The sequence below is a fragment of the Hansschlegelia zhihuaiae genome (genome assembly GCF_004103825.1).
GTDB classification, from domain to species: Bacteria; Pseudomonadota; Alphaproteobacteria; order Rhizobiales; family Methylopilaceae; genus Methylopila; species Methylopila zhihuaiae.
On the sequence record NZ_RYFI01000011.1, the window covers coordinates 80,558 to 96,831 of the forward strand.

A 16,274-nucleotide genomic window follows, 5' to 3' on the forward strand; every position below is an offset into this window, starting at 1 on the left:
CCTTACCCTCTCCCACAAGGGGAGAGGGGGGCTTCGACCTCGCGCGTTTCTCCGGATCGGATCGCGCCATGACCGCGCCCCGCGCCCCCTCCCCGCAGGATGACCCCGAGCACCGCAAGGCGCAGGAGGAGCGGCTCGAGAAAACCTGGGAGACCCCGTCCGGCTTCCGCTACTGGTCGGCGGTCAACAATTCCGAGGTCGGGATCTGGTACACCGCGACCTCGCTCGCCTTCTTCCTGTTCGCGGGCGTGCTCGGGCTGATGATCCGCACGCAACTCGCGGTCCCCGAGAACGATTTCCTGTCCGCGACCTTCTACAATCAGGTCTTCACGCTGCACGGCACGGCGATGATGTTCCTGTTCGCGGTGCCGATCTTCGAGGCGGTGGCGATCGTCATCCTGCCCGAGATGCTCGGCGCGCGGGACCTGCCCTTTCCGCGGCTCTCGGCCTTCGGTTACTGGTCGTTCCTGCTCGGCGGCGTGTTCGTCTGCGGCTCGATCTTCTTCAACGCCGCGCCGGACGGCGGCTGGTTCATGTACCCGCCGCTGACGACCGACGAGAAGCAGACCGGCATCGGGGCCGACGTCTGGCTGTTGGGCCTCTCCTTCATCGAGGTGGCGTCGATCGCCGCCGCCGTCGAGCTCATCGTCGGCACGCTGAAGTGCCGGCCGCCCGGCATGCGCATCAACCTGATGCCGCTCTACGCCTGGTACGTGCTGGTGGTCGCCGGCATGATCCTGTTCGCGTTCCCGCCGCTGATCGCGGGCGACATCCTGTTCGAGCTCGAGAGGATGTTCGACTGGCCGTTCTTCGACCCGAAGCGCGGCGGCGACCCGCTGCTCTGGCAGCACCTGTTCTGGATCTTCGGCCACCCCGAGGTCTACATCGTCTTCCTGCCCGCGATCGCGCTGCTCGCGATGATCGTCCCGACTTTCGCTCGGCGACCGATCCTCGGCTATTCCTGGATCGTGCTGGCCGCGGTCGGCACCGGCTTCCTGTCGTTCGGCCTGTGGGTCCACCACATGTTCACGACCGGCCTGCCCGCGATCTCGCTCGCCTTCTTCTCCGCGGCCTCGGAAGCCGTCGCGATCCCGACCGGCGTGCAGATCTTCGTCTTTCTTGCGACGATCCTGGCGGGCAGCGTCGTCTTTTCGGTGCCGATGCTGTTCGCGATCGGCGCGCTCGGCATCTTCGTGTTCGGCGGGCTGACCGGCGTGATGGTCGCGCTCGCGCCCTTCGACTGGCAGGCCCACGACAGCTATTTCGTCGTCGCCCACCTGCACTACACGCTGGTCGGCGGCATGTTTTTCCCGCTGATGGCCGGCCTCTACTACTTCTATCCCTTCGCCTGCGATCGGAAGCTCTCCGACCGGCTCGGAAAATGGGCGTTCTGGCTGATGTTCGTCGGCTTCAACGTCACCTTCCTGCCGATGCACATCACGGGGCTCCGCGGCATGCCGCGGCGCGTCTTCACCTATGCGGAAGGGCTCGGTTTCGACACGCTCAACATGGTCTCGACCGTCGGCGCTTTCGTATTCGCCGCGGGCGTCCTCGTCATCGCCTGGGACGTGCTACGGCCGAAATCGAAGGAGCCCTACGCTGCGCGGAATTGCTGGAACGCCGGCACCCTCGAATGGCTGTCCGAAAACCCCGGCCGCGACTGGGGCGTGCGCACGGTGCCGATCGTCTCGACGCGCTATCCACTGTGGCAGCAGCCGAACTTCATGCGCGACTATGACGAGGGGCGGTTCTACCTGCCGGACGCCGAGGAAGGGAAACGCGAGACCCTGATCACCTCGGTGCTCGACGCCCGGCCGATCCAGTGCCTGCGCGTGCCCGGCAACACCTTCATGACGATGGGCGCGGCGTTCCTGACCGGCGGGGCCTTCATCGCCGCGACGTTCTACGCCTGGACGCTGACGATCCTGTTCTCGATCGCGGCGCTGGCCTCGATCCTGGTCTGGCTGTGGCGCGGCACGGCGCTGATCCCGGAGAAGAAGGAGAAGGACGTCGGCCTCGGCCTCAAGCTGCCGCTCTACGTCTCGGGCCCGGACTCGGTCGGCTGGTGGGCGATGTTCATCACAATGGTCGGCGACATGTCGGCCTTCGCCAGCCTGATCTTCGGCTATTTCTTCTACTGGACGATCCATGCGACAGGCTTCCCGCCTCCGAACGCCGCGGGCCCCGGGCTGCTGTGGCCCGGCGTCGCGCTCGCGCTCACCGTCGCGGCCTGGGGCGCGATGCTGGCAGGCCGGAAGGCGAATGCGGCGGACAAGCCATACGCCCTACGCTTCTGGCTTCTAGCCGCGACGGCGCTCGCGGTCGGCGGCGGCGCGGCGCTGCTCTGGGGGCCGCACGCCACGGGCCTCGACCCGACCTCCCACGTCTATCCCGCGACCGTCTGGGTCGTCGCGATCTGGACCGCGGCCCATGTCGGCGTCGGGGTGATCATGACGCTCTACTGCCTGGCGCGCTCGATCGGCCGGAAGCTCACGGCCGAGCACGACATCGACATCCACAACGTCGTGCTGTTCTGGCACTTCGCGCTCGTCACCATGGTCGTGACGGTCGCGGTGCTGGCCCTGTTCCCGCTGGCGGTGAAGTGATGGGCGCGGAGAAGACAGCCGTCATCCCGGACGACGCTGAGCGCCGAGCCGGGTTCATCAGCCGGATCGTGCGTGGGCGGCGAGACGTCCATGTCCCGGCCTTGAGCCGGGACCCATTCTGCGTGGCGGCCGCAATGCGATCGCTAACGGCGCCACGAATCCATCTGCGCGCCGAGGTGATGGGTCCCGGCTCAAGGCCGGGACATAAGGGCGGCGCGACAGAGAGGCGCCGCCGATGATCGCCTCGACCCGCGCCAACCTCGTCACCCTGATCACCGCTCCGACCGTCTGGGCCGTGCATTTCCTCGTCTGTTATGTCGCGGCCGCGACCCACTGCGCCAAGGCGATGGCGGACGCCCGGGTCTTCACCGGCGCGGAGTGGCCGGACATCACCCTCGCGCGCTTCGTCATCGCGGCGGCCACCGTCGTGGCGCTCGCCGCCATCGCACTGTCGAGTCGGCAGGCCTGGGGCCATTGGGCCCATGGCGACGCCGAACCGCCCTACGACGACGCGACCTTCGACGACCGCCAGCAGTTCCTGGGCTTCGCCACCATCCTGCTCTGCGGCCTGTCCTTCGTCGGCGTGATCTTCGTTGCGCTGCCGGCGCTGTTCATCGGGGACTGCCGGTGAGCCGGCCTGCGCTCCTCGCGCTCGGCCTCGCGGCGCTGGCGCTCGCCTGGACGCCCTGGACGGGCGCCGTCCTCGGGCACGGCTTCACGGCCCACATGGCGCGCCACATGACCGTGGTGGCGGTCGCAGCTCCGCTGATCGCGCTCGGGCTCGCGGGCGGGCGGTTCGACCCGTCCGCCCGCCACCCCCTGCTGTTCGCAGCCGTTCCGGCTTCGCTGATCGAACTCTTCGTGGTTTGGGGCTGGCACGCGCCGGCGGCCCACGACCTCGCGCGTTCGGAAACCACCGCTTATCTCGCCGAGCAGGCCTCGTTCCTTATCGCCGGGCTCTGGGTCTGGCTCGCCTGCTTCGGCCATTCCGCGGTGGACAGGACGCGCCGCGCGGCCGAGGGCGCGGTCGCGATGCTGCTCACCTCGATCCACATGACGCTGCTTGGCGCGCTGCTGGCGATGAGCGTCCGCCCGCTCTACGCCGCCCATCATGCCGGCCACGGCTCGATGGCGCTCGACGACCAGCATCTCGGCGGGATCGTGATGCTCATGGTCGGCGGCGCGGTCTATCTCGCCGGCGGCGTCGCGCTCGTCGCGCGGCTGCTGAAAGGTCACGACGCCGGCGCCCCGCAAGGGAGCCCGGCCCCATGAAAGGCTGGAGCTTCACCCTCCGCATCACGCCCCTGCGCACGGGCATCGCGGCCGCCGCCGCCGTCGCGGGCGGGCTCGCTTTCGGCTGGTCCGGCCTGTTCAACGTCGCGGCGACCACGGGGCACTGGCCGGTCACCGACTGGTTCCTGCACTTCGTGATGATCAACTCGGTGAAGACCCATTCGCTGTCCGTCGAGACGCCAGAGAACCTCGACGATCCGGCGCTGGTCGCGCGCGGAGCCGGTCACTACGCCGCCGGCTGCGCCGGCTGCCACGGCGCGCCGGGACGGCCGCGTTCGCCGGTGATCCGCGAGATGGTGCCGACCGCCCCGGACCTCGAGCCGAAGGTCGCGACATGGGAGCCCAAGCACCTGTTCTGGATCGTCAAGAACGGCGTGAAATATGCCGGCATGCCGGCCTGGGTCGCGGCCGAGGAGCGCGAGGACGAGGCCTGGGCCGTCGCGGCCTTCCTGCTGAAACTGCCGGGCATGCCTCCGGAGCAGTACCGGTCCCTCGCCTTCGGGGCCGAGAATGATGGGACCGCCAATGCGCTGAACGCCGTGAAGCCGGAGCCCGGCGCATCCGGTCCCCGCGAAGACGTGCTGGCCGACTGCGCGCGCTGCCACGGCCGAGACGGCGCAGGCCGCGACAACGCCGCCTTCCCGGTGATCGCCGGCCAAAGCGAGACCTATCTCCTCGACGCGCTGAACGCCTATGCGAAGGTCGAGCGCAAGAGCGGCATGATGGCGACCGCCGCCGCCCGTCTGCCCGACGAAGAGCTCCGTGCGCTCGCGGCGCATTACGCGGCGCAGAAGCCCGCAGCCGCCAAGGGCGCGCCGCCTGCCGATCCAGCGCTCGTGGCCGCCGGCGAGAAGATCGCCCGGGAAGGCGTGCGGGAGACGGGCACGCCGGCGTGCGCGGCCTGCCACGGCCCCTCGCCCGCCGCCCGCAACCCGGCCTATCCGAGCCTCGCGGGCCAGCATGCGTCCTATCTCGAGAGCCAGCTCCAGCTCTGGGAGAAGGAGCATGACTCCCGCGGCGGCGGGCCGTTCCGCGAGATCATGCGCAAGATCGCCTTCAACATGTCCGAGCACGACATCAAAGCGGTCGCGGCCTATTACGCCTCGCTGCCGCCGGGCAAGTGAGCCGCTCAAGACTGCGCTTTGGGACGGACGGCCGTGCGTGCTTCGAGAATCCGAGCAATCGTGAGACGGATCCAAGCCCTCATCCCTTAGGCGGCGCGCCCTTCTGCTTGTAGGGATCGGCGTTGGCGAAGGCGGGAAGCGCGTTGCAGTTCGCGACGATGCGGTCGACCGTCGGGATGTCGGGGACCGCGACGTCGAACACCTGCATGACGGCCGGGATGCTGGCGAGGCAGACATCCGCCATAGTGACCGCGTCGCCGTGGCAGAACTCGCCGGTCGCCGGGTCCTTGGAGAGCCGCGCTTCGACGGCCTGAAGCCCGGTCGTGAACCAGTGCACCTGCCAGGCCCGCCATTTGGCTGCGTCGAAGCCCTGCTCGGTCAGATAACGGCGCACCCGCGGGACGATCAGCGGATGAGTGTCGGACGCGACCATCGCGGCGATCGAACGCACGCGCGCCCGCCCCAGCGGATCGCCGGGCAGCAGCGGCGGCTCGGGCGCGATCTCCTCGAGATATTCGAGGATCGCGAGCGACTGCGTGAGCGGCGCGCCGCCGTCGGCGATCAGCGCCGGGATCGCGCCCAGCGGATTGATCTTCAGGAATTCGGGGCTGCGGTTCTCGCCGGCGTCGACGTCGACGATGCGCTCTTCGGCCTTGAGCCCCTTCAGGGCGAGCGCCACGCGCACCCGGTAGCCGGCCGAGGTTCGCCAGTAGACGAAGAGTTCGAGCTTCGGTTGGGCGGCCATCGGTTCGCTCCCGTGTCACGGCTTTCGGTAGGACGTCGCCTTGAGTTCGAGCTTGGCGGAAGCGGGATCGCGCTGGAAGACCAGACCGGCCTCGCGCGACGATTTTCGCGCGATGTAGTCGAGCGTGATCTCGGCCTGCTCGAGCGTCCGGTCACCCTCGGTCAGCCGGCCGAGAACGGTGACCTCCGCTGCGGTCGTATGTCCGCGGTTCTCGGCCGTGAAGCGCACCACATGGCCGCCTTCGGTCCGATGGACGTCCAGCACGGTCGCCACGATGACGGGCGGTCCGTCCTCATAGGTCAGCGCCTCGTGCAGCAGCATGCCGAACACTCCTGCGACGAGCGCGGCGCCGAGGGCGGCCACGACCCATTCGAGCCGCCCGACCTGCCGGGGCGGCGGTCCTTCGGTCTTGTCGTCGGACTGTTTCGCCATGATCCGCCCTACACGATCAGCCGCGCGAAGGCGGCGCCGATCGCCGCCGGAAAGCCGAGCACGACCAGCAGCCTCACCATCGCCGTGAAGCCGAGCTCGTCGAACCGCCCGAAGGTCCACATCATCACGAAGCACACGATCAGCGCGATCGAATAGCCGACCAGCGTGTAGCGCGCGAACACGCTCCAGCCCGGCGCGCCCTCCGGCTCGTGCGCCTCCTGGCCCGAGAACTGGAGGCTGTAGACGACGACGTGGAGCGCCGCGATCGAGACGATCGCCAAGGCGATCACGTGAAGCGGCCTCATCTCGGCCGCGATCAGGTCGACCTCCTCGGTCGGCGCGACGCTGAACGACAGGAACAGCGCGCCCGCCGTCATGAAGACGAGCTCACCCCAATACCCGCCGTCGCGCGACGCCTGGCGGTCCTCCTTGTCCTGCTGCCCGAATTGGCCTTGCGCCAGCGCGGCCCCGATGCTCGCCGGCACGGTCTCGATGACGATCGCGCCGAGGATTTCGTCGAACGACATCATGGGCTCGATCAGGCCGAACAGCCCGAGCGTCACCGCAGAGGTCGCGAAGCCGATCGCGAAGGCCACGAAAGCGTCGCGCAAATCGTCGAGCCAGGAGGTCGTCTCCTCGAAGCCGACGAAATGCGACAGGCCGACCAGCAGCGGGATCAGCAGCGCGACGAGAACCAGCAGCCGCTCGCGATCCATGGTCGCGCCGAGCTGCCACATCTCCATGGTCATGAGGACGGGCAGAGAGAACACGACGGCGCCGCCGACCGCCCGGCCGATCCCGATCAGGAAGCCGCGCTCGATCTCGCGCGCGCTCGCCGCCTTAGACGCTGTCACTGATGCGACGCCATGAACGTCCTCAAATCCGCGATACGCCGCGGGCGAAGGCGAAATCGGGCGCGGACGCCTGCGGTCAAGCGGGCCGGGGGCTAAGACGCTGCGTGCTTCGAGACAGCGTCCTGCGGACGCCTCCTCAGCATGAGGACCGTGGAGGGAGCCAAAGCGAAGACCGTCCTCATGCTGAGGAGCGGCCCGAAGGGCCGCGTCTCGAAGCACGCAACACGGTCTTGCAGCTCTTCCCGAAGCTCACACGTTCGAGCCATGGATCGCGTCGACCACCGCGTCGGTCACCTCCTTGGTGGTCGCCGTGCCGCCGACGTCGGGGGTGAGGACGCCGGCGCCGGTCACCTGCTCGACGGCCTTCATCAGCCGCGCCGAGGCGTCGGCCTCGCCGAGATGATCGAGCATCTGGGCGGCGGTCCAGAAGCTCGCCACGGGGTTCGCGATCCCCTTGCCCGTGATGTCGAAGGCCGAGCCGTGGATCGGCTCGAACATCGACGGGAAGCGCCGCTCCGGGTCGATGTTCGCGGTCGGCGCGACGCCGAGCGAGCCGGCGAGCGCGCCCGCAAGGTCCGACAGAACGTCGGCGTGGAGGTTGGTGGCGACGATCGTGTCGAGCGTCTGGGGCTTCAGCGTCATGCGCACGGTCATGGCGTCGACCAGCATCTTGTCCCAGGTCACGTCCGAAAACTCCTGCGCGACCTCGGCCGCGATCTCGTCCCACATCACCATGCCGTGGCGCTGCGCGTTCGACTTGGTGACGACGGTCAGCAGCTTGCGGGGCCGCGACTGGGCGAGCCTGAACGCATAGCGCATCACGCGCGTGACGCCGACGCGGGTGAAGATCGACACCTCCGTGCCGACCTCCTCGGGCAGCCCGCGATGCACCCGCCCGCCGGCGCCCGCATATTCGCCTTCCGAGTTCTCGCGGATGATCACCCAGTCGAGGTCGCCCGGGCCGCAATTCCGCAAGGGCGGCGTGATGCCCGGCAGGATCTTGGTCGGCCGCACATTGGCGTACTGATCAAAACCCTGGCAGATCGGCAGGCGCAGGCCCCAGAGCGTGACATGGTCCGGCACGTCCGGCGCGCCGACCGCGCCGAAATAGATCGCGTCGAACTTCTTCAGCGTCTTGAGGCCGTCGGCCGGCATCATCACGCCGTGCTTCTTGTAGTGATCCGAGCCCCAGTCGAAGGTCTCGAAGTTGAACCGGACGTCGCCCAACCGCTGCTCGAGGCTCTTCAGCACGACCTCGCCGGCTGCGATGACCTCCGGCCCGATGCCGTCCGCCGGGATGCTGGCGATCGAATATTCCCGCATTTCTTGAGACTCCTTCGAAATCACTGGCCGCAGCTTCAACCGCCTGCCTGCTTCCCCGTCTCGGGGACCTTCATGAATGGACGCCACGTCTCCGCCCCCTCCCCCTTGTGGGGAGGGTAAGGGTGGGGGTGGCGCAGAATGGACCGGCGCGATCGGGCTTAGAGCTGCGGCACCCATCGCCCTCGATCCGGAACCACCCCCACCCCCGACCCCTCCCCGCAAGGGGGAGGGGAGAAGACGCATCGACGCGCGCCGGCCTTCGCAAGCGCCCGTCTCAGAGAAAATTCAGCAGCGCCTTGAGCGTCTCGTCGGGCGTCTCTTCCTGGGGCGAGTGTCCGCAATCGAGCGCGAGGCCGCGCACGTCGCGCGCCTTCTCGACCCATGTCTCGACGACGTCGTAGGTGCGGCCCACCACGCCGCGCGCGCCCCAGAGCGCGAGCAGCGGCGCCTCGATCCGCGCGTCGGAATCCGCCGCGTCATGCTCGAGATCGATGGTCGCAGCGGCGCGATAATCCTCGCAGACGGCGTGCACGCCCTCGGGCGAGCGGTAGCATCTGAGATATTCCTGAAACGCCGCGTCCTCGGTCGCGCCCAGAACCTTGTTCTGGCGCTCGACATGTTCGCGCAGGAAGAACTCGACGTCGCCGAGGATCATCCGCTCCGGCAGCGGCGGCGGCTGGATGAGGAAGAACCACCAGAAATAGCGGCTCGCGAAATCCTTGTCGGTCCGGGCGTACATCGTCGCGGTCGGCGCGATGTCGATGACGACGAGCTTTTCGAGCGCTTGGCGGTGGTCGAGCGCGAGCCGGTGGCCGACCCGTCCGCCCCGGTCGTGCCCCACCATGCGGAACCGCTCGTGGCCGAGGGCGCGCATCAGCGCGACCTGATCGGCCGCCATCGCGCGCTTCGAATAGGTCTCGTGCCGGTCGTCGCCCTTGGGCTTCGAGCTGTCGCCATAGCCGCGAAGATCCGGGCAGACGACGGTGAAGCGTTCAGCCAACGCCGGCGCGACCTTGCGCCAGGTCACATGGGTCTGCGGGTGGCCGTGCAGCAGGAGAAGGGGCGGCCCCTCTCCCGCCGTCGCCGCCCGGATCGTGATCCCGTCACCGACCTCGACGTCGACCAGCCGGAAGCCGGGCATCAAAGGCTCAGGCCCGACCTCCCGGACGTCAGAGCTCACGACAGCGCGTCCGCGACCGCCTTGCCGCAGGTCACGGTGTCGGCCTTGCCGCCGAGGTCGCGGGTCCGGAGCCGTTCGTCGGCGAGCACCGTCTCGATCGCACGGACGATCGCCGCGCCGGCTTCCGTCTCGCCGAGATGGTCGAGCATCATGGCGGCCGACCAGATCTGGCCGATCGGGTTCGCGATCCCCTGCCCCGCGATGTCAGGCGCGGAGCCGTGCACCGGCTCGAACAGCGACGGGAATTTGCGCTCCGGATTGATGTTGCCGGACGGCGCGATGCCGATCGTGCCGGTGCAGGCCGGCCCGAGGTCGGAGAGGATGTCGCCGAACAGGTTCGAGGCCACCACCACGTCGAACTTCTCCGGCCGCAGCACGAAGAAGGCCGTCAGGATGTCGATGTGATACTTGTCGGTCTCGACGTCGGGATAGGCTTTGCGCATCTCCTCGAAGCGCTCGTCCCAATAGGGCATGGTGATCGCGATGCCGTTCGACTTGGTCGCCGACGTCACCTTCTTGCGCGGCCGGGTGCGGGCCAGCTCGAACGCGTATTTCATGATGCGGTCGACGCCGTGGCGGGTGAACACCGTCTCCTGGATCACCGCCTCGCGCTCGGTGCCGGGGAACATGCGCCCGCCGATCGCCGAATATTCGCCTTCCGTGTTCTCGCGCACGACGTAGAAGTCAATGTCGCCGACCTCGCGTCCGGCGAGCGGGCATTTGACGCCCGGCATGAGCCGCGCGGGACGGACCGAGGCGTACTGGTCGAACTCGCGGCGGAATTGGATCAGAGAACCCCAGAGCGACTCGTGGTCCGGCAAGACCGCGGGCCAGCCGACGGCGCCGAAGAAGATCGCGTCCTTGGGAGCGATGTCCTCCTTCCAGTTTTCGGGCATCATGCGCTTGTGCTTCAGCCAGTAGTCGGCCGAGGCGTAATCGTAGTCGCTGCCCCGGATTTCGAAGCCGAACCTCTTGGCCGCCGCCTCCAGCACCCGCACGCCCTCGGGCACGGTCTCCTTGCCGATGCCGTCGCCGGGAATGTTGGCGATGTCGTAGACGCGGTTGGTCTGGGGCATTGAGAGGGTTCCTTCGTCTTTCCGAATGCGAGGCTTCAGATCCCCTCCCCCCTTGCGGGAGAGGGTCAGGGTGAGGGGTGACGGCGGCGCCATACCCGATCGGGGCGCCGCCCGCACCCCTCATCCGGCCGAGGCTTCGCGGCGGCCACCTTCTCCCGCAAGGGGAGAAGGCAAGAGGGGCCTCAATCCGCGAACTGGCCGGCGGCCTTGATGACCGGGTCCCAGCGGTCGATCTCGGAGATCAGCCTCTTCTGCAGCGCTTCGGGAGTCGCGTCTTCCTTGGACGCCGGCGTCGTGCTGATCTTGGAGAGCCGGTCCATGAAGGTCGGGTCGGTGACGGTCTTCTGCAGCGCCTCGCTGAGCTTCGCGACGACGGCGTCAGGCGTGCCCTTCGGCGCGTAGATGCCGTGCCAGGTGGACATCTCGAAGCCCTTGAGGCCGCCCTCCTCCGGGGTCGCCACGTCCGGCAGCTGCGCGACGCGCTTGGGCGCCGTCACCGCATAGGCCTTCACCTTGCCTTCCTTGATCGGGCCGGTGGTGTTGGTGGTCTGGTCGCAGGTCATGTCGATCTGCTTGCCGATCAGGTCTGTCAGGATCGGGGCGTTGCCCTTGTAAGGAACCGTCGTCATCTGCACGCCGATGGCGGACTGGAACAGCGTGCCGCAGAGATGCGACGACGCGCCGAGGCCGGCATGGGCGTAGGTGAGGTTGGTCTTCTCCGCCTTGATCTTGGCGACGAGCTCCGGGAACGAATTCGCCGGGAAGTCGGCGCGGGCGATCACCGTCGAGGGCGCGTCCGAGATCAGCCCGATCGGCGCGAAGGCGGTCTTGGTGTCGAAGGGCAGCTTCCGGTAGAGCGCCGGCGCGGTCGCGATGCCGATGTGGTGGACCATCAGCGTGTAGCCGTCGGGCTCCGAGCGGGCGAGCCGCGTCGAGGCGAGCGTGCCGCCGGCGCCGGTGACGTTCTCCACCACGAACTGCTGGCCGAGGGCCCGTCCCATGCCTTCGGCGGTCATGCGCGCGATGGCGTCGGTCGGGCCGCCGGCCGCATAGGGCACCATCACGGTGACGGGGCGGCTCGGGAAATCCGCGGCCTGCGCGGAGCCGATCGAAACGCTCGCTACGGCCAGAACGGCTAGAAATCGCATCGAAGATCCTCCCAGGACGGGCGCTTGTTTTTTCCGGACGGACGGCCCGGGCGCCTTCAGGATCGGGAGAATGGCGGCGAAGGCGGCCGGGGGTCCAATGCCGTCACTGCCTTGCGTCATGCCGGAAATGCATGATTAGCGTTGAAAATTGAACGATTCTGCGCGTAGGGCCCCCGCCATAGCGGCATCGGAGACGCGCGTCGGCCCCCTCCACCGCTGCGCGGTCCCCCTCCCCCGCTTCGCAGGGGAGGAGCAGAGATGGCGCCGCATCGGATCCTCCTCCGCATCGCGGATGAGGGGGACCATGCGCAGCATGGTGGAGGAGGCGCGTGGCGCGCCCCGCTACCCCGACAGCCCGGCCCAGAACGCCTCGGCCGCAGGTCCCAGCCGTCCCGAGCCGCGGAACAGCCGGATCTCGACCTTGATCGCGGCCTCGTCGCCCGCCGCCGTCACCAGCCGCCCGTCGGCGAGCGCCTCCTCGGCGAGCGCCATCGGCAGCCAGGCCAGCCCCTCGCCCGCGCAGGCCATCGACATCAGCGTCGCGCCGAGATGGGAGGTGAAGGCGATCTCGGCCTCGCGGCCGGTCCAGCGCGCCGCCACGATCCGTCCGATGCCGGACTGCTCGCTGTAGGACAGGAGCCGGATCGGCGCGCCCCACCGCCCCGGCCAGCGCCAGCGCGGCGCGCCGGAGGCGTCGGGCGCGCAGACCGGCACGATCCGGTCGAGCCCCACCACGACGCTCGGGAAGCGGTTCGCCTCGAACAGCTCGGCGAGCTCCGGGTCGTGGTGGCAGAGCAGGAACTCGGCGTCGCCGCGCCGCATCACCTGTTCGCAGGCCGCCATGTTGTCGGAGATCAGCCGGATCGAGCCGAGGCCGGGGGCCTGCGCCCGCACCCATCCGGGGAAGAAGGTGAAGGACAGCGCATGGGTGCAGCAGAACCGCACGGCATGCGCCTCGCGTCCCGACACGGCCCGCACCTCGCGCCGCAAGTCATAGATGCGCCTCGTGATTTCGCCCGCATGGGCGAGCACGTGCTGGCCCGCGCGGGTGAGCGCGACGCCGCGTGGGCCCCGCTCGAACAGTTCTGCGCCGATCCACGTCTCGAAGGCCCGGACGCGCCGGCTGAAGGCGGGCTGCGTCACGTGCCGCGCCTCCGCGGCGCGCGAGAAATTCAGCGCCTCGGCGAGCGCCAGAAAATCCTCGAGCCAGACCAGCTCCATCCGCGCCGCCTCCGCACCATGCGGGACCAGCATAGCAGGCCATGCCGTTTCGGCATCGATTTTCCGGCAAACGGCATTGGCCGCGTTGGCTGAAGGTCGGCTAATCCACCGGTCAAGACGCGGTCAAAGCCTTGTCAAAACACCGGCTAAAGGCCCGCAAGCGACAGCAAACCAAGGGCGGTTCATTTCATGCGCATCGTCGACGTCCGCGAGATCACGCAGCCGATCTCCTCGCCCATCCGCAACGCCTATATCGACTTCACGAAGATGACGACGAGCCTCGTCGCCGTGGTCACGGACGTCGTCCGGGAGGGGCGGCCCGTCGTCGGCTACGGCTTCAACTCGAACGGGCGATACGGCCAGGGCGGGCTGATCCGCGAGCGCTTCGCCCCCCGGCTGCTGGAAGCGGACCCGAAGTCCCTCCTCGACCAAGCGGGCGACAATCTCGACCCCGACCTCTGCTGGGCCGCGATGATGCGGAACGAGAAGCCCGGCGGCCATGGCGAGCGCTCGGTCGCGGTCGGCACGCTCGACATGGCGATCTGGGACGCGACCGCGAAGATCGCCGAGAAGCCGCTGTTCCGGATGCTCGCCGAACGCCACGGCCTCGAGGCGAACCGACAAGTCTTCGTCTACGCCGCGGGCGGCTACTACTATCCCGGAAAGGGCGACGAACAGCTCCGCGAAGAAATGCGCTCCTATCTCGACCGCGGCTACAATGTCGTGAAGATGAAGATCGGCGGCGCGTCGCTTTCCGAAGACCGCCGCCGCATCGAGGCCGTGCTGGCCGAGATCGGGTCGGAGGCCCAGCTCGCCGTCGACGCCAATGGCCGCTTCGACCTCGAGACCGCGATCGCCTACGCCAAGGCGCTGCGAGACTACCCGCTGTTCTGGTACGAGGAGGCCGGCGACCCGCTCGACTTCGCGCTGCAGGCCGCGCTCGCCGAACTCTATCCCGGCCCGATGGCGACCGGCGAGAACCTGTTCAGCTGGCAGGACGCCCGCAACCTCTTACGCTACGGCGGCATGCGGCCGGACCGCGACTGGCTCCAGTTCGACTGCGCCCTCTCCTACGGCCTCTGCGAGTACCAGCGCACGCTGGAGGCCTTGAGCGTCGCGGGCTGGGGCTGGGACCGCTGCATCCCGCATGGCGGCCACCAGATGTCATTGAACATCGCGGCGGGCCTCGGCCTCGGCGGAAACGAGAGCTACCCAGACCTGTTCCAGCCCTATGGCGGCTTCCCGGATGCGGTGAGGGTCGAAAACGGCCATGTGACGATGCCCGAGCTTCCGGGCATCGGGTTCGAGGGCAAGAGCGACCTGATCAGGGTGATGCGGGAGCTGGCGGGGTAAGAGGAAGTCTAAATCTCGACGGGATCAGAATGAATCGTCATTGCCGGGCTTGACCCGGCAATCCATCGGGCGCGGACGCGCCTGCGAAGTCGGATGTTTCCGACTTCGTCTCATTGGTGGGGAAGCCGGACACATCCAAGTTCCATCCTATGAGGTCGGATCAAGTCCGGGCATGACGGACTGAGCCTCGCCCTGGCGGGAACAAGAGCTGCCCGGACCGGCTTAGAGCGCTCCACCGCGGCCCGGTTAGCGGGGCTGGCCCCGCTCGGAGAGTGAACGGCGCAGGCGATCGTTTTCCGCGCGCAGGGCCTCGATCTCCTCGCGGGCGGGAGCGATCACCTGCTCGAGTTCCTCCGCCGTGAAGCGGGGCGTGATGTGCTGCGGGCAATTCCAGTCGAAAGCCTCGACCCGAATGATCGCCGCGTGTTCGATCACGGCTGCGTAGCCCTCGACCGCGACAGTTTCGACGAGCTTCGGATCCGCGGCCTCGTCGACCATCTGCAGGCGGCCGAAGATCTTGAGCCGCCGTTGATGAGGGTAGTCCATCAGGAAAAGCGACACCCGGTCGTCGGCAGCGACATTGCCGGTCGTGACGTATTGCCGGTTGCCGCGGAAATTCGCGAAGCCGAGCGTCCGCTCATCCAACACCCGTAGGAACCCTGCCGGCCCGCCCCGGTACTGGACATAAGGCCAGCCAGTCTCGGAGACAGAGGCGAGATAGAAGCCGTCACGGCTTGCGATGAAGGCCTGTTCCGGTTCTCCGAGACGGTCGTTGCGGACCGGCCCGTCCGAGTCCCGCGTTCCGTCGAGTCGCGCGTACTGCGCCGCGACGCCATAGCGCTCGCGCGCCGCCTTCACGGAGGGCGTCGACGCAAGCTGAAGCCATTTGTGGATCATCGGCGTTCTCGACGACGCGGGCGCTCAAGCTAATCCTGAAACGCCCAATCGGCGACGGACCATCTCAGGCGGCCCTGGTCGGAGACGATCCGGCCAAGCCCGGGGAAAGGCATGTGGGTCGCTGCGATGAGCGCTCCGTCCTCGGCCGCGCGCGGGAAGAAGCGGGCGCGCATGGCCGCGGCGGCCGGCCGATCCTGCTCGAACAGAAAGTTCACGTCGACGCCCATCCCCGGATGGACCACGGGGAAGACCATGTCCGAGACCATGATCAGGCTCTCGGACCCGTCCTCGATCCGCACGCCGATATGGCCGGGCGTGTGGCCGGTGAGGTCCACGAGCGAAACGCCTCGCGCGATCTGGTGATCGCCCTGCGTCGCCTGCAGCTTGGGATAGAGGCGCACGAGGTCCGCCGCGAAACGAAAGCTGGTCTGGAGGTAGTCGGGCGCGCCGGCCTGCTTCGCCGGGTCGGTCCAGTGCACGACATCGCGACGGTCCACATAGACTTCCGCGTTCGGGAAGCAGCGCCTGCCGCCCGCCACCAGCCCTCCCATGTGGTCCTGATGCATGTGGGTCACGATCACGGCGTCGATCTGGTCCGGCTGCAGGCCCCGCGCGGCGAGCGCCTCGGGGAGGCGTCCCGTCTGGCCGATCGAGCCCGCGGGACCGGCGTCGATCAGAATGCGGCTCGTCCCGTCTTCAACAAGATACTGGTTGAACAGGAACCGCACGCCGCTCGGCCGGACGGTGAACTGCGCCTTGGCCGCAGCCTCGACCTCCGCAGGGGTCCGGCCCGGGAAGTGGGAATAGGGCATGTCCGCGTAGCCGTCCGTCAGCGCCGTGACGGTGAAACGGCCGAGCTTGATCTGCGCGAGCGGAGTCACGGCGGACGCCAGCGGCGCGTTCGCGGCGAGCGATGCGGAAGATTGCGCAACGGCGCCAAGGGCGACGCCGGAGAAGCCGAGGCCTAGGGCCCGGCGAGAGAGCGAAACAGCCATTGAACAGCTCCAGCACGGGGCCGGATT

The 16,274-nt window shown here is 68.3% G+C and carries 15 protein-coding genes; 5 read left to right on the top strand and 10 right to left on the bottom strand.

Annotation, left to right across the window (positions count from 1 at the left end; genetic code table 11):
- Positions 1-68 precede the first annotated feature (68 nt).
- The 4 genes from ctaD to EK403_RS12525 all read left to right on the top strand — a co-directional run bounded on the left by ctaD (position 69) and on the right by EK403_RS12525 (position 5,023).
- Positions 69-2,606 (top strand): cytochrome c oxidase subunit I, encoded by a 2,538-nt coding sequence (gene ctaD, locus EK403_RS12510; RefSeq protein WP_128777817.1) that lies wholly within the window; start codon positions 69-71, stop codon positions 2,604-2,606.
- Between the two features lie 235 nt (positions 2,607-2,841).
- The gene (locus EK403_RS12515) at positions 2,842-3,237 is read left to right on the top strand and encodes a hypothetical protein (RefSeq protein WP_128777818.1); all 396 of its coding nucleotides are present in this window, start codon (positions 2,842-2,844) and stop codon (positions 3,235-3,237) included.
- On the top strand, positions 3,234-3,878 hold the full coding sequence (locus EK403_RS12520) for a cytochrome c oxidase assembly protein (RefSeq protein ID WP_128777819.1): 645 nt from the start codon (positions 3,234-3,236) through the stop codon (positions 3,876-3,878). Before EK403_RS12515 ends, EK403_RS12520 begins: the two co-directional genes overlap by 4 nt.
- Positions 3,875-5,023: a c-type cytochrome gene (locus EK403_RS12525; RefSeq protein ID WP_128777820.1), complete on the top strand. Its 1,149-nt coding sequence runs from the start codon at positions 3,875-3,877 to the stop codon at positions 5,021-5,023. Before EK403_RS12520 ends, EK403_RS12525 begins: the two co-directional genes overlap by 4 nt.
- 79 nt (positions 5,024-5,102) lie before the next feature.
- On the opposite strand, the gene maiA is transcribed toward EK403_RS12525, so the two are convergent.
- The 8 genes from maiA to EK403_RS12565 form a co-directional block, all read right to left on the bottom strand.
- The gene (gene maiA, locus EK403_RS12530; protein WP_128777821.1) at positions 5,103-5,768 is read right to left on the bottom strand and encodes a maleylacetoacetate isomerase; all 666 of its coding nucleotides are present in this window, start codon (positions 5,766-5,768) and stop codon (positions 5,103-5,105) included.
- A 15-nt stretch (positions 5,769-5,783) separates the two neighbouring features.
- Positions 5,784-6,200, bottom strand: coding sequence for a TIGR02588 family protein (locus EK403_RS12535; protein WP_128777822.1), 417 nt, complete (start codon positions 6,198-6,200; stop codon positions 5,784-5,786).
- 8 nt (positions 6,201-6,208) lie between these two features.
- Positions 6,209-7,054, bottom strand: coding sequence for a TIGR02587 family membrane protein (locus EK403_RS12540; protein ID WP_128777823.1), 846 nt, complete (start codon positions 7,052-7,054; stop codon positions 6,209-6,211).
- 249 nt (positions 7,055-7,303) lie between these two features.
- Positions 7,304-8,377 (bottom strand): tartrate dehydrogenase, encoded by a 1,074-nt coding sequence (locus EK403_RS12545; protein WP_128777824.1) that lies wholly within the window; start codon positions 8,375-8,377, stop codon positions 7,304-7,306.
- A gap of 274 nt (positions 8,378-8,651) precedes the next feature.
- Positions 8,652-9,518, bottom strand: a complete 867-nt coding sequence (locus EK403_RS12550; protein ID WP_128777905.1) for an alpha/beta fold hydrolase — start codon at positions 9,516-9,518, stop codon at positions 8,652-8,654.
- Positions 9,519-9,553: 35 nt separating this feature from the next.
- Positions 9,554-10,633, bottom strand: coding sequence for a tartrate dehydrogenase (locus EK403_RS12555; protein WP_128777825.1), 1,080 nt, complete (start codon positions 10,631-10,633; stop codon positions 9,554-9,556).
- Positions 10,634-10,815: 182 nt separating this feature from the next.
- On the bottom strand, positions 10,816-11,781 hold the full coding sequence (locus EK403_RS12560; protein WP_128777826.1) for a tripartite tricarboxylate transporter substrate-binding protein: 966 nt from the start codon (positions 11,779-11,781) through the stop codon (positions 10,816-10,818).
- A 342-nt stretch (positions 11,782-12,123) separates the two neighbouring features.
- Positions 12,124-13,002, bottom strand: coding sequence for a LysR family transcriptional regulator (locus EK403_RS12565; RefSeq protein WP_128777827.1), 879 nt, complete (start codon positions 13,000-13,002; stop codon positions 12,124-12,126).
- Between the two features lie 189 nt (positions 13,003-13,191).
- On the opposite strand from EK403_RS12565, the gene EK403_RS12570 reads away from it, so the two are divergent.
- The gene (locus EK403_RS12570) at positions 13,192-14,355 is read left to right on the top strand and encodes a mandelate racemase/muconate lactonizing enzyme family protein (protein ID WP_128777828.1); all 1,164 of its coding nucleotides are present in this window, start codon (positions 13,192-13,194) and stop codon (positions 14,353-14,355) included.
- A 246-nt stretch (positions 14,356-14,601) separates the two neighbouring features.
- Here EK403_RS12570 and EK403_RS12575 read toward each other — a convergent pair whose 3' ends face one another.
- A complete protein-coding gene (locus tag EK403_RS12575; protein WP_128777829.1) occupies positions 14,602-15,252 on the bottom strand; it encodes a pyridoxamine 5'-phosphate oxidase family protein in 651 nt (216 codons plus the stop codon).
- Positions 15,253-15,281: 29 nt separating this feature from the next.
- The gene (locus EK403_RS12580; RefSeq protein WP_128777830.1) at positions 15,282-16,247 is read right to left on the bottom strand and encodes an MBL fold metallo-hydrolase; all 966 of its coding nucleotides are present in this window, start codon (positions 16,245-16,247) and stop codon (positions 15,282-15,284) included.
- Positions 16,248-16,274 lie beyond the last annotated feature (27 nt).

Bases quoted from the DNA above. Each gene is read 5' to 3' on its own strand.
- EK403_RS12555 (WP_128777825.1), bottom strand. From the start codon at position 10,633: ATGCCCCAGACCAACCGCGTCTACGACATCGCCAACATTCCCGGCGAC.
- EK403_RS12535 (WP_128777822.1), bottom strand. From the start codon at position 6,200: ATGGCGAAACAGTCCGACGACAAGACCGAAGGACCGCCGCCCCGGCAG.
- EK403_RS12545 (WP_128777824.1), bottom strand. From the start codon at position 8,377: ATGCGGGAATATTCGATCGCCAGCATCCCGGCGGACGGCATCGGGCCG.
- EK403_RS12525 (WP_128777820.1), top strand. From the start codon at position 3,875: ATGAAAGGCTGGAGCTTCACCCTCCGCATCACGCCCCTGCGCACGGGC.
- maiA (WP_128777821.1), bottom strand. From the start codon at position 5,768: ATGGCCGCCCAACCGAAGCTCGAACTCTTCGTCTACTGGCGAACCTCG.
- EK403_RS12570 (WP_128777828.1), top strand. From the start codon at position 13,192: ATGCGCATCGTCGACGTCCGCGAGATCACGCAGCCGATCTCCTCGCCC.
- EK403_RS12580 (WP_128777830.1), bottom strand. From the start codon at position 16,247: ATGGCTGTTTCGCTCTCTCGCCGGGCCCTAGGCCTCGGCTTCTCCGGC.
- ctaD (WP_128777817.1), top strand. From the start codon at position 69: ATGACCGCGCCCCGCGCCCCCTCCCCGCAGGATGACCCCGAGCACCGC.
- EK403_RS12560 (WP_128777826.1), bottom strand. From the start codon at position 11,781: ATGCGATTTCTAGCCGTTCTGGCCGTAGCGAGCGTTTCGATCGGCTCC.
- EK403_RS12515 (WP_128777818.1), top strand. From the start codon at position 2,842: ATGATCGCCTCGACCCGCGCCAACCTCGTCACCCTGATCACCGCTCCG.
- EK403_RS12565 (WP_128777827.1), bottom strand. From the start codon at position 13,002: ATGGAGCTGGTCTGGCTCGAGGATTTTCTGGCGCTCGCCGAGGCGCTG.
- EK403_RS12550 (WP_128777905.1), bottom strand. From the start codon at position 9,518: ATGCCCGGCTTCCGGCTGGTCGACGTCGAGGTCGGTGACGGGATCACG.
- EK403_RS12575 (WP_128777829.1), bottom strand. From the start codon at position 15,252: ATGATCCACAAATGGCTTCAGCTTGCGTCGACGCCCTCCGTGAAGGCG.